Here is a 12348-nt window from a genome sequence, read left to right on the forward strand (position 1 = left end):
GAGATAAGTTATTCATACATTTTACTTTTTAGATTCAAGAGGTTGTAAATTTACTTGAGAATCTGATTTTTTCTCTTCAGAAGAATGTAATTGATCTTGATTTAAATTTTGAGCATCTAGCTGCTCAATATTATGTTGAGTAGACTGATCTTTATCTTGAGCATGTGAATAGGTGTCGATTCCGAATCCAATCGCCACAAGTGCTAATAATACAAAACCCATACTTTTCGCTACATAATTTAACAATTCATTGTAAATTAAAAAACTATAGCTCGGTATGGGTTTTATCGATTATCTAAGCATCATATTGATCAATTTCTAATATGATTTGATTGATTAAGTCAGGTGCTTCTAAAGCTCTGATTTGATTTACATTACTTCCTGCCCAGAATGCACCAAAACTTTCATCTTTATTGGTTAATGCTGCTGCATTAAGTTGTTTACCTAAATCATAGGCATAAGGGTAGGAAGCAACTAACTCACGCTGAGGTAAATCTACGAGAGTTGACCAACTGTTGATTATCCCTCTCGCTGGTCGTCCAGAGATGCTTGAAGTGATTTGAGTTAAAGGCTTGCTTAATAATGCATTACGATAAGCTGCATTAGCAGCTGAACTCTTGCATTGTACAAATGCAGTACCGAGTTGTACGGCTGAAGCTCCGAGATTCATCATATATTTAGCTTGAAATCCATTCATGATTCCACCAGCTGCTACGACAGGTATCTTGCAGGTAGGAACAAGTAATTTTACTAAATCAGCTGTTTTGATTGCACTGTCAAAATGCTCATTAAAAATACCACGGTGTCCTCCCGCTTCAATACCTTGTGCAATGATGATATCAATGCCAGCGTCTTCAATTGCTCTAGCTTCCGCTAAGTTCGTTGCTGATACCATCGTGATAATACCAGCCTCTTTGAGGGCAGAGATTTGATGTGCATGAGGTATCCCAAAGTGTAAGCTCACCGCCTTAGGTCGAGTTTCTAAGACTAAATCTAAAAAATCATCATTATCTAAAAAGCTGGGGTAAATACATTTTAATTCTTTGGGCGGTTCGGTATTAAAGTTATCAAATTGAGGTTTTAGATAATTTATCCAGTTTAGATTCCGTTCAGAATCAAGTTGAGCTGGTTTGTGGCAAAAGAAATTCACTTGAAAGGGTAAATCTGTTAATTTTTGAGTTGCAACAATTTGTTGTCGAGCATTTTCGATACTGGCAGCACCTAAACCAAGAGACCCTAAACCACCTTGATTGGATACTTCAGCTGCCAGTTCTGGTGTGGATACCCCAGCCATTGGCGCTAAAAAAATGGGATGCTGAATGGATAATTGTTCGAGTAAAGACATAATCAAGCTCCATGATTTAATTTCACTTTGCACAATCATGATCGGAGAATCAAATTATATTCATTATTTAGTGCGAAAATGCAAAGCGTCAAACTGTGTCGCATGAATGATCAGCGACATTTAGTAGAATAAATAAACAATTATAATATTCGAAATCTCATTGCTTCCCCATACATATATGTCTGATCGTATCCGTGAAAAATTACAGATTTTAGCTGATGCTGCCAAATATGATGTGTCTTGTTCATCAAGTGGTAGTAACCGCAAGAACAAAGATAAAGGTCTTGGTAATACAGGTTCAGGAATTTGCCATAGTTATACCGAAGATGGTCGCTGTGTTTCGTTATTAAAAATTTTATTCTCAAATGTCTGTATTTATGATTGTGCTTATTGTGTCTCTCGCCGTTCAAATGACGTAAAGCGAGCGGCATTTACCGTCCAAGAAGTGGTAGATCTGACCATTAATTTTTATCGTCGAAACTATATAGAAGGGTTATTTTTAAGTTCGGGAATTTTTAAATCCGCGGATTACACCATGGAGAGAATGCTTCAAGTCGTAAAAAAATTAAGGCTGGAAGAAAATTTTAATGGATATATTCATCTCAAAACTATTCCTGGCGCTTCGCAAGAAATTATTCATGAGGCTGGGCTGTATGTCGATCGTATGAGCATTAATTTAGAAATGCCGACAGAAGAAGGCTTGGTGAAATTTGCACCTGAAAAGTCGCATGCAGAGGTGCAGAAAGATTTAGCTATTGTGAGAGACCGTTTGATTGAATTGAAAGATGAGAGAAAATTAATCAAGTCGGTTCCCAAATTTGTGCCTGCTGGTCAGACAACACAAATGGTGGTCGGTGCGCATCACGAAACAGATCGTGATGTGATCTTGATGGCTGACAAGCACTACAAAGATTTTAAATTAAAACGGGTGTATTACTCAGGATATATACCTATAAATCCAGAAGAGGCTGCTTTACCTGCTGTAGGTTCTGCACCGCCGTTATTGCGAGAAAATCGCTTATATCAATCAGATTGGTTAATGCGTTTTTATGGATTTGAAGCCAACGAAATTGTGGATGAAGCACACCCCAATTTAGATTTAGAGGTTGATCCTAAATTAGGTTGGGCTCTAAGACATCCAGAGCAGTTTCCAGTGGATATCAATACTGCTGAATATAAAATGATTTTGCGTGTTCCTGGCATTGGTGTGAGGTCTGCTAAGAAAATTGTACAGGCTCGCCGATTTGGAAAAATTCATATCGATCAGTTAAAGCGCTTAGGCGTTGCTTATAATCGTGCTCAACATTTTATTCGATGTGCTGACACACCCAAATTTAAAAGAGAACAACACGCTCATCAGATCCGCCAGCAAATTTTACAAAGTGGACAATCAAAATATGTGAAACAACTGTCACCTCAACTTGGATTTGGGTTTTAAATGGCGCTGTATGTTTTTGATGGTACGATGACCGGGTTACTGTGCTGTGTTTTTAGAGCTTTTCAATTTAGAGAGTTTGACGTAAAAGTTCAAACTGAAGTAAATACTCACCAGAATTTATTTGATGAGTCAGTCCGAGTTTATAGTGAAGAAAAGCAAGCTGAACGAGTCTGGCAAGGTTTAAAATCTAAAATTTCTGCTTCAAGTTTACGTAATTGGTATTTTACTTTTTTGACTGAGCAGGAAGTGGCATACCAACATCTATTTGATTATTCCATTTATATCTTTAAGCACCAATACGCCGTTGAAAAAAATTTCGGTCATCGTGATGTTTTAGCGCTAGCACAATGGGCTAAACAAGTTGGTCGTGAAAAGCACCGAATGGAGGCATTTGTTCGCTTTAAAAAGTGTAAGGATGGTTTATTTCTATCTTTAGTAAGACCAGATTTTAATGTTCTGCCTTTAATTTCTAAGCATTTCAAAGCACGTTATCAAGACCAGCGTTGGTTAATTTATGATGAAAAGCGACGCTACGGAATTTACTATGATTTGAAGCAAGTCCATCAAGTTAATTTGAATGCAGCCGAAATTGATCAAAATATCCATATAGGTTCTAGTCAATCATTCATGATTGAACTCGATGATCAAGAAGAGCTATATGATCAACTTTGGAAGGATTATTTTAAGAGTGTAAATATAGTGGCACGTGATAATCCTAAATTGCATGTTCAATACGTACCTAAAAGGTATTGGAGATATATGAATGAAAAACAGGTATAGTGTGATTTTTTAAAAATAAGTTATTGAATTTATTTAATAAAATATAATAAAAACAATTATGTAAGAGTGTTTTAAATTTATACAGCTAAATTTTTTAATATTTTTAGATTATATTTATTTAGGTGTAATTCATATAAGCTATTGAATTATATATTTATATATATTGTACTTGGATTACATTGAAATTTAATTATACTTTATAAATATATATTGGGTCATAAAATAAAATTATTTTGTATATTTAATATTCAAAATTAATTTATGATTTTTTAATTTTAATTTATTTTATATAAATATCAATACTTAATTTTATACGAGTTAATTTTGATAACGATTCATATTTAGCCATCTCAGTTCAATTAGACTTCGTAAATTTTTTTTTCTTAGACTAATAGTTAAGCCCAATTTATTCATTCAAAAAGTGAATATCACTAGAATTTCGACCTTTGAAACTATTTAACGCGCAATTCGTTTTTGAGTGTGAAATTTATTGCATTTAACAATGGATTCACTTTTTGAATTAGAAGGGTCTTCCATGGATATTCACGTTGATGAGCAATCTCAACCACCTAAGAAGCAAAAGTTTTATCAAATTTTATATGTTCAAGTCATCTTTGCAATTATTGCGGGTGTCACACTTGGACATTTTATGCCTGAGTTGGGGGCAAGTTTAAAACCTCTTGGCGATGCTTTTATTAAAATCGTCAAAATGATCATTGCACCCGTTATTTTCTTGACTGTGGTCACGGGTATTGCTGGTATGACAAATATGGGCGCAGTGGGGCGAGTGACGGGTAAAGCAATGGCTTACTTTTTAACTTTCTCTACGCTTGCGCTGATTGTTGGCATGATTGTTGCTAATCTTATTCAGCCGGGTAAAGGTCTTAATATCGATCCTGCTGCTTTAGAAGGTGACAAAGTTTCGACTTATGTTGAAAAAGCTCAGGATGCCTCTATTGTTGACTTCTTCATGAATATCATACCAAAGACTTTAATCAGTCCTTTAGCGGGTGGGGATATTCTTCAGGTTTTATTTGTTGCTGTGTTATTTGGTTTAGCGCTTGCAGCGGTGGGTGAAAAAGGGAAACCAATTACAGATTTCTTAACGACACTGACCGCTCCAGTATTTTACCTTGTCGGTATGTTGATGAAACTGGCTCCAATTGGTGCATTTGGTGCGATGGCGTATACGATTGGTGCTTTCGGTATTTCAAGTATTGGAAATTTACTATTATTAATCGTAACGTTCTATATTACTTCACTTTTATTTGTTCTGCTTATTCTGGGAGCAGTTGCACGTTACAATGGATTTTCTATCATTGATCTCATCCGCTATATCAAAGATGAATTATGGTTAGTATTAGGTACGAGCTCTTCTGAAGCTGCACTGCCAACGCTGATGAATAAAATGGAAAAAGCGGGTTGTGAAAAGTCGGTCGTTGGTTTGGTCATTCCAACTGGATATTCATTTAATTTAGATGGTACAAATATCTATATGACGATGGCTGCTCTTTTTATTGCTCAAGCCTGTAATATCGATTTGACCATTTGGGAACAGATCACAATTTTGTTGGTAGCGATGATTAGTTCAAAAGGGGCTGCAGGTGTAACGGGTGCGGGCTTTATTACTCTGGCAGCTACATTATCCGTTGTTCCTGCATTACCTGTTGCAGGGATGGCGCTTATTTTAGGTATCGACCGTTTTATGTCTGAATGCCGCGCATTAACTAACCTTGTTGGGAATGCTTGTGCAGCAATTGTTGTAGCACGTTGGGATAATGCATTAGATAAAGAACAATTAGATGCAACTTTGAAAAATAAAGTAGAGGCTTGACTTCACTTTTAACATCTTAAGCCCATCTTCGGATGGGTTTTTTATATAGATGATGCAGCATTTAACAAACTCAGAGTAAGCGCATTAAGATTTATTATAAGAACAAACTTTGGTGGCGTAGCTGATTTCAATCGGCTAAAAATTTAATACTCCTTTCTTTTTCTTTCTTATCCTCTTGAATGGTTGTAATTGCATTATAGAAAGATAAAAAACGCCCAATTGAAATTAGGCGTTCTTAAATATCGATATTTGCTGATTAGCAACCTGTAAGTTTTTCAGGCTGAGGCTTTTCATTCGGGAAAAATATTGGACGAAGTTTCACACCTATACCATTACCAATAAAAGCGAAAATCAGCCATAACCAACCATGTAAACTGCCTGATGCAATGCCGCTGAAATAAGCACCGATGTTACAACCATATGCTAATCGAGCGCCATAACCCAACATGATACCCCCAATGACTGCTGCGAGAATTGAGCGTTTAGGGATATTGAGACTCGGTGCAAATTTTCCAGCGAGACCTGCTGCAAGTAAAGCGCCGAGCATGATGCCAAAATTCATCATGGAGGTGATATCGAACCACAATGAATTTGCTAAAGCTTTCGCATTTCCAGGTTGTTGCCAATATTCCCAAGCTGTTACATCAATTCCGACCAATGTTGCACCTTTCGCTGCCCATACTGCGAGTGCAGATGTGACACCCCATGGACGACCAGCCAATGCAAGCGTGGCGAAATTAAGCAGGGTGAGAATAATACCACCCCAAATCAAAGGCCATGGTCCCTTTAGGAAACGTTTCCAGCCTTGATGAGCTGCAACAGGTTCTTGTTCAAGCTGACCGTGGCGTTTTTTCTCGAAGTAGACTGTTGCTAATGCGATCAAACCAAATAGCAGGAAATTGAGTATTAGCGCTGGAATAACACCAAAGCTTTGTACTACTGAAATAGGGGCTAAATGTGGCAGTGCAAACCACCATTCAATATGTGAAGTAGCGATCAGTGAGCCTAAACAGAAAAAGAATAGAGTGATCAGCATACGTGAGCTACCACCACCGACTGTATAGAGTGTCCCAGATGCGCAACCACCACCCAGTTGCATGCCAATTCCGAAAATAAATGCACCAATCATCACGGACATCGATACGGGATTGACGTTGCCTTTAACTGGTTGACCAAATAACTCACCTGCACCTAAAGCTGGGAAGAAGAGCAGTACTGCCAGTGCGAGCATAATCATTTGTGCACGTAAACCACGACCTTTGCGTTCTTTAATAAAAACGCGCCAGCTCGATGTAAAACCAAATGATGCATGGTAGAGCGTCATACCAAGCGCACCACCAATAAGGAATAACAGGGCTTGATTAATTCCCACAATTTGATAAGCACCAAAGGTGCCTACAATCAATAAAACAATAGCGATCCAGACCGATGACTGTGATCGGTCAGATTGAGCTGCAATAATGGACATGAAGATAAGAAAAGCTGATAAAACACATCAGTATTTTAATTGATTGATTGTGAGTTGATAGTCCTACACTACATTTATGCATTAAATGCTGCTGAGTAATATTGATTTTATATATTTGTAATTCTTATATGTTAGCCGACATGTACATTAAACAGTGAGCCAATCCAACTTGAAAATGCCATCGCTGCGATTCCCCAAAGCGTAATTCGCAATGCAGATTTTACTTTAGACGTTCCAGCAAAATATCCAGATAAAGCCCCTAGAATAAATAACGCTAAAATGCAAAAAAAGGCAACACTGTATTCTAAATATGCAGGAGGACTGATCAGTATAGCGATCATAGGGCAAGCTGCACCTATTGAAAAGGCGGTGGCAGAAGACCAAGCGGCTTGAAAAGGTTGAGCTGTTGTATTTTCATGGATACCAATTTCATCACGTGCATGTGCAGCTAACGCATCATGCTCGCTCAGTTGTATAGCAACTTGATGAGCAAGTTCGGGTGATAGTCCTCTTTGTATATAAATATGCGTTAATTCTTTCAGTTCTATTTGTGGATTGCGTGCTAACTCACTTGCTTCAAACTTTAGATCAGCTTCTTCAATATCAGACTGAGATTTTACTGAAATATATTCACCAGCTGCCATGGACGTTGCGCCTGCAATCAAACCAGCAATACAAGTGATTAAAAGGGTATGTTGATTCGCGCCACTTGCTGCCATCCCCATGATTAAACTAGTGACTGAAATTATACCGTCGTTGGCACCAAGAACAGCAGCTCTTAACCAACCTGTGCGATGTATATAATGTGGTTCTGTATGGTGCGAATAGCTCATAGTATTTTGTCTTATTATCTGAAAATGTTATTCAAAAATGAGTTGTTATTCATACAGTATAGGCTTGATTCGTATTTTGGGGCTGTATAATTGCTCTGTTAGAGAAAAAATTAAAGCCTCTAAAGAGGCTTTAATTGGTAAAAATCAAATTATTGTTGAGCTTTTTCTTTTACATTCGCTGCACCTTCTTCTACAGCTGCCGCAGCATTAGCAGTTGCTTCTTTAGCCGCTTCTGAAGCGTTGTGCGCAGCGTTTTCAGCATGTGCAGCAGCATTATCTGCAGCTTGTGCTGTCGCATCAGCAGCATTGTCGACTGCAGTTGCAGTTGATTGAGCTGCATCTTCAGTCGCATTTTGAATATCTGCACCTGCTTGTTCAGCAGCATTTTCTAAATGTTCACCAGTTGTCGCGCCAGTTTCAGGAGCTTTATCCTTATTACACCCAACCAAAGCAACTGTAGCAGCAAGACCTAAAGCAACAAGAATCTTATTCATTTTATCTTCCTTTTTTAATTCAATGAGTATCCAAGTAGCATGGATCAGAACAATATAAGCAGATTTTAAATAAAGTTTTATTCAAAAATTGTAAAGATAATATTGGCTTATAAAAAAGCCCCGAGAAAGAGTTTTCTCAGGGCTACACTTTAATGCGGTATGTTAAGGCTGAAATTACTGTCCAGTACGAATAATGTAATCAAACGCTGCCAGTGATGCTTTCGCGCCTTCACCAGTAGCAATGATGATTTGTTTATAAGGTACTGTTGTACAGTCACCCGCAGCAAATACACCTTTTACATTGGTTTCGTTGCGATCGTTAATCACAATCTCACCACGGTTTGAAAGCTCAACCTCTGTCGTTTTGAGGAAATCCGTATTTGGCAACAAGCCAATTTGTACGAAGATGCCCGCAAGTTCAACAATGTGCTCTTCATCCGTCGCACGGTCTTTGTATTTCAGTGCAGTCACTTGTTTGCCATCACCAACGACTTCTGTAGACAGCGCATTTTTGATGACAGTCGTGTTAGGTAAGCTGTTCAATTTATCTTGAAGGACTTGGTCAGCACGTAGCTTAGTATCAAACTCAACCAAAGTGACATGCTCAACAATACCAGCCAAATCAATCGCAGCTTCAACACCAGAGTTACCACCACCGATCACAGCCACACGTTTGCCTTTGAATAATGGACCATCACAGTGTGGGCAGTACGCAACACCACGGGTTTTGTATTCTTGTTCACCTGGTACATTCATTTCTCTCCAACGAGCACCTGTAGACAGGATGACTGTTTTCGATTCAAGTTTTGCACCATTCTCTAAAGTCACTTCAACTAAACCGTTTGCAGTTTCATCCGCACCTTTGATGTCAGTCACACGTTGTAGGTTCATGATGTCGACACCGTATTCACGAACATGTGCTTCCATTTCAGCTGCAAACTTAGGACCTTGCGTCTTTTGCACTGATGTAAAGTTTTCAATGTCCATGGTGTCCATGACCTGACCACCCATGCGCTCAGCAACGATTCCTGTACGGATACCTTTACGAGCGGCATAGATTGCAGAAGTGTTCCCTGCAGGGCCACCACCAATCACAAGCACATCAAATGCATCTTTGGCATTGAGCTTTTCAGCATCTTTCGCTGCAGAGTTAGTATCGAGCTTCGCAACAATCTCTTCCAATGTCATACGACCTTGACCAATATGTTTATTGTCTTGGAACACCATTGGAACTGCCATGATTTTGCGTTCTTCAACTTCGTCTTGGAAGAATGCACCATCAATCATGGTTGCAGTTGTGCCAGGGGTGTAGATTGCGATCAAGTTAAGTGCTTGAACCACATCTGGACAGTTATGACAGCTTAAAGATACGAATACATCAAAGTCAGATTTGATTTCTAAAGCTTTGATGGATGCCAATACTTCATCAGATACTTTTGGTGCATACCCAGAAGTTTGTAGCAATGCCAAAATCAAAGAAGTGAACTCATGACCCATTGGTAAGCCTGCGAAGAACACACGAGGCTGTTCACCGGCTTTTGCCACACCAAAGCTTGGTGCACGTTTGTTGGTACCGTCAAAACGGGCAGTCACTAAATCAGAAAGTTGAGCGATTTCCTCAACCAGTTCTTTGATTTTGGCTGATTTGTCAGAGTCATCCAGAGTTGCCACTAATTCAATCGGGCCTTCCAAACGTTCAAGTAGTGTTTTTAATTGAGCTGAAGTATTTTGATCTAACATTGCTAACGTCTCCAAGGGAGTAAGAATTCATTCGATAAGTAGATACTAAGCTAAATCGATAAATAGATAAAACAGTTTGTTTTTATAAATTTGATCGGTTTTGCAAATTTATTGAAAAATTCATGATTAATTTCAAGCTTATATATGGGTGCTTAGCATGAATTTTCAAGTAGTTTAAAGTGTGATTGGTCTTTTTCAGTTAAGATTGGAATTCTGCATTTGAGAGTTGAACGATGGAATTACAACGCGGAATTTATCAACATTATAAGGGTAAACTTTATCAGGTCCTGCATGTAGCAACACATAGTGAAACGGAGGAAAAGCTGGTGGTTTATCAGTGTCTTTATGGTGACTATTCGATTTGGGTTCGACCGCTATCCATGTTTACGGAAAGTATTAATACCAGTGATGATCGTGAAGTAGAACGCTTTAAATTGGTTCAGGCACTTTAATCAATCCATAAAAAATTTATTTAGATCACCTCAGGGAAGAGTAATGAATCAATTACAACATTTTGAAAGTTTCATGCAGGAGCTGTATAAGACCTTTCATGCGCATGATCTTCAGCAAACTGAACGTCTGCAACGCTATCGAAATATTGAGCCTGAATCAGGCCGATTTTTATCATTACTCATTCGTGCCCAGCAGTCCAAACGTATTCTGGAAATTGGGACTTCTACAGGCTATTCCACTTTATGGCTGGCCGAAGCTGCCCGGCAGAATCAAGCGATGATTACAACATTAGAAATAGACGCAGAAAGAGTTGCGCAGGCCGAGCAGTATGCAAGTCAGCTAGGCTTGAAGGATTTGATTGATTTTAAAGTGACAGATGCCTTGCATTATCTGCACGCTGAGCAAGACGTATTTGATTTTATATTGTTAGATGCAGAACGTGATGCTTATGTGGATTATTGGACCCATTTGGCCCGATTACTCAAGCCAAAAGGTGGAGTATTACTGGTGGATAATGTTATTTCACATGCTGCGGAAGTAAAAGAATTTATTCAGCTCATCCAGCAGGATTCACGTTTTATCATGAGTACATTGCCGATTGGAGCTGGCTTACTCATGGTGACTTATCGTTAAGTAGAAATTAGTTAAATTAAAACAGGCAAACCCGGTCAAAATGTAAGTTGTATTCAAGATACTTCTGTACAAAGGCCATTTTATCTTGTCGTCTTAACAGGTTGTCATAAACAAATTCGGGAACAGGATGGTAGAGTTCTATATCGCCATTGCTATAAATGATTTTCAGGTGGCGGCTAGAAGGACTATAAGCCCATGAGATCACGGTTAGCAGTTTTTGCATACGTTTTCCTCCACTGAATATTATTATCTTATGTCTTGAACTTATGCCAACTGACATTGAAGATGTATAACTGAATTGTAAGCATAAGTAGGGGATTGTTATGAAGAGGATGCAATATGCATGCCTGATTTTTATATGATCTTTAAGGTGAAAATTAAAGATTTAATAGGATGGCTTTAGATACAAGAAAAGGGAAAATAAAACGTTTGGCCAATAGAGCAATCAAATAAACGTTCAAATAAAAAACCACGCTAAAAGCGTGGTTTTTTAAATCAGTTCAATCTAATACAGATTAGATTTTACCAACTAGGTCGATTGAAGGAGCAAGAGTTGCGTCGCCTTCTTTCCATTTAGCTGGGCAAACTTCGCCTGGGTGAGCGTGTACGTATTGAGCTGCTTTAACTTTACGAAGAAGTTCTTGAGCATCACGACCGATACCGCCAGCGTTGATTTCAACGATTTGGATTTTACCTTCTGGATCGATCACGAAAGTACCACGGTCAGCAAGGCCGTCAGCTTCGATTAGTACGTCGAAGTTTTTAGCAAGAGTCCAAGTAGGATCGCCAACCATTACGTATTGGATTTTTTTGATTTCTTCAGAAGAATCGTGCCAAGCTTTGTGAGTGAAGTGAGTGTCAGTAGAAACTGAGTAGATTTCAACGCCTAATTTTTTGAATTCTTCGTAGTTGTCAGCAAGGTCGCCAAGTTCAGTTGGGCAAACGAAAGTGAAGTCAGCTGGGTAGAAGAATACTACAGACCATTTACCTTTAAGGTCAGCTTCTGTTACTTCGATGAATTTACCATTTTGGAACGCAGTTGTTTTGAACGGTTTAACTTCAGTATTAATTAAGCTCATCATTGTCTCCATGATTGAGGTTTGTATTTAATTTCCAATAGGGTACAGAAATTATTTTTCTTGCTGAAACAGTATTTTTACATAACATACATCGGAAAAACCGAATTAAGCTAAAAATAAAACACCATCAGCGCAAACAGCATTGCTCTTGATATAAATGATTCAACCGTAGAATGGTGAATACATCATGACAAGACTCACCCCAGTTTAATGCCTCTTCAGACATGATGCCGCAAGCAGTAAAATTCAAG

13 protein-coding genes are annotated in these 12348 nt (G+C 38.4%); 5 read left to right on the forward strand and 8 right to left on the reverse strand.

The genetic code is table 11. The annotated features are described in order from the left end of the window. Positions 1-21 precede the first annotated feature (21 nt). The gene (locus tag FTV17_RS01860) at positions 22-222 is read right to left on the reverse strand and encodes a hypothetical protein (RefSeq protein ID WP_179997923.1); all 201 of its coding nucleotides are present in this window, start codon (positions 220-222) and stop codon (positions 22-24) included. A 73-nt stretch (positions 223-295) separates the two neighbouring features. Beyond that, positions 296-1345: a nitronate monooxygenase family protein gene (locus tag FTV17_RS01865; protein ID WP_179997924.1), complete on the reverse strand. Its 1050-nt coding sequence runs from the start codon at positions 1343-1345 to the stop codon at positions 296-298. A gap of 178 nt (positions 1346-1523) precedes the next feature. Between FTV17_RS01865 and FTV17_RS01870 the strand changes: the two genes are divergently transcribed. From FTV17_RS01870 to FTV17_RS01880, 3 genes are all read left to right on the forward strand, one after another. Further along, positions 1524-2783, forward strand: a complete 1260-nt coding sequence (locus FTV17_RS01870; protein ID WP_179997925.1) for a putative DNA modification/repair radical SAM protein — start codon at positions 1524-1526, stop codon at positions 2781-2783. Next, entirely contained in the window at positions 2784-3563 is a 780-nt protein-coding gene (locus tag FTV17_RS01875; RefSeq protein ID WP_179997926.1) for a TIGR03915 family putative DNA repair protein, read from the forward strand. A 535-nt stretch (positions 3564-4098) separates the two neighbouring features. After that, a complete protein-coding gene (locus tag FTV17_RS01880) occupies positions 4099-5397 on the forward strand; it encodes a dicarboxylate/amino acid:cation symporter (protein ID WP_179997927.1) in 1299 nt (432 codons plus the stop codon). Between the two features lie 256 nt (positions 5398-5653). Here FTV17_RS01880 and FTV17_RS01885 read toward each other — a convergent pair whose 3' ends face one another. The 4 genes from FTV17_RS01885 to ahpF all read right to left on the reverse strand — a co-directional run bounded on the left by FTV17_RS01885 (position 5654) and on the right by ahpF (position 9932). Further along, on the reverse strand, positions 5654-6865 hold the full coding sequence (locus tag FTV17_RS01885; RefSeq protein ID WP_179997928.1) for a YeeE/YedE family protein: 1212 nt from the start codon (positions 6863-6865) through the stop codon (positions 5654-5656). Positions 6866-6996: 131 nt separating this feature from the next. Beyond that, the gene (locus tag FTV17_RS01890) at positions 6997-7698 is read right to left on the reverse strand and encodes a VIT family protein (protein ID WP_035265394.1); all 702 of its coding nucleotides are present in this window, start codon (positions 7696-7698) and stop codon (positions 6997-6999) included. Positions 7699-7847: 149 nt separating this feature from the next. Beyond that, positions 7848-8192, reverse strand: a complete 345-nt coding sequence (locus FTV17_RS01895) for a hypothetical protein (protein ID WP_035265393.1) — start codon at positions 8190-8192, stop codon at positions 7848-7850. A 174-nt stretch (positions 8193-8366) separates the two neighbouring features. Continuing rightward, on the reverse strand, positions 8367-9932 hold the full coding sequence (gene ahpF, locus FTV17_RS01900) for an alkyl hydroperoxide reductase subunit F (protein WP_179997929.1): 1566 nt from the start codon (positions 9930-9932) through the stop codon (positions 8367-8369). A 233-nt stretch (positions 9933-10165) separates the two neighbouring features. Between ahpF and FTV17_RS01905 the strand changes: the two genes are divergently transcribed. Both FTV17_RS01905 and FTV17_RS01910 read left to right on the forward strand, forming a co-directional pair. Beyond that, the gene (locus FTV17_RS01905) at positions 10166-10384 is read left to right on the forward strand and encodes a DUF1653 domain-containing protein (RefSeq protein WP_004784046.1); all 219 of its coding nucleotides are present in this window, start codon (positions 10166-10168) and stop codon (positions 10382-10384) included. 43 nt (positions 10385-10427) lie between these two features. Next, entirely contained in the window at positions 10428-11018 is a 591-nt protein-coding gene (locus FTV17_RS01910) for an O-methyltransferase (protein WP_179997930.1), read from the forward strand. A gap of 16 nt (positions 11019-11034) precedes the next feature. Here FTV17_RS01910 and FTV17_RS01915 read toward each other — a convergent pair whose 3' ends face one another. Together FTV17_RS01915 and ahpC are read right to left on the reverse strand one after the other, a co-directional pair. Further along, positions 11035-11241, reverse strand: coding sequence for a KTSC domain-containing protein (locus FTV17_RS01915; RefSeq protein ID WP_004784043.1), 207 nt, complete (start codon positions 11239-11241; stop codon positions 11035-11037). Positions 11242-11533: 292 nt separating this feature from the next. Next, positions 11534-12097 carry an alkyl hydroperoxide reductase subunit C gene (gene ahpC, locus FTV17_RS01920; protein ID WP_004784041.1) on the reverse strand — a complete coding sequence of 188 codons (564 nt, stop codon included), beginning with the start codon at positions 12095-12097 and terminating at the stop codon, positions 11534-11536. Positions 12098-12348: the final 251 nt, after the last annotated feature.

The organism is Acinetobacter sp. YH12239, assembly GCF_013417635.1.
Classification (GTDB): Bacteria; Pseudomonadota; Gammaproteobacteria; order Pseudomonadales; family Moraxellaceae; genus Acinetobacter.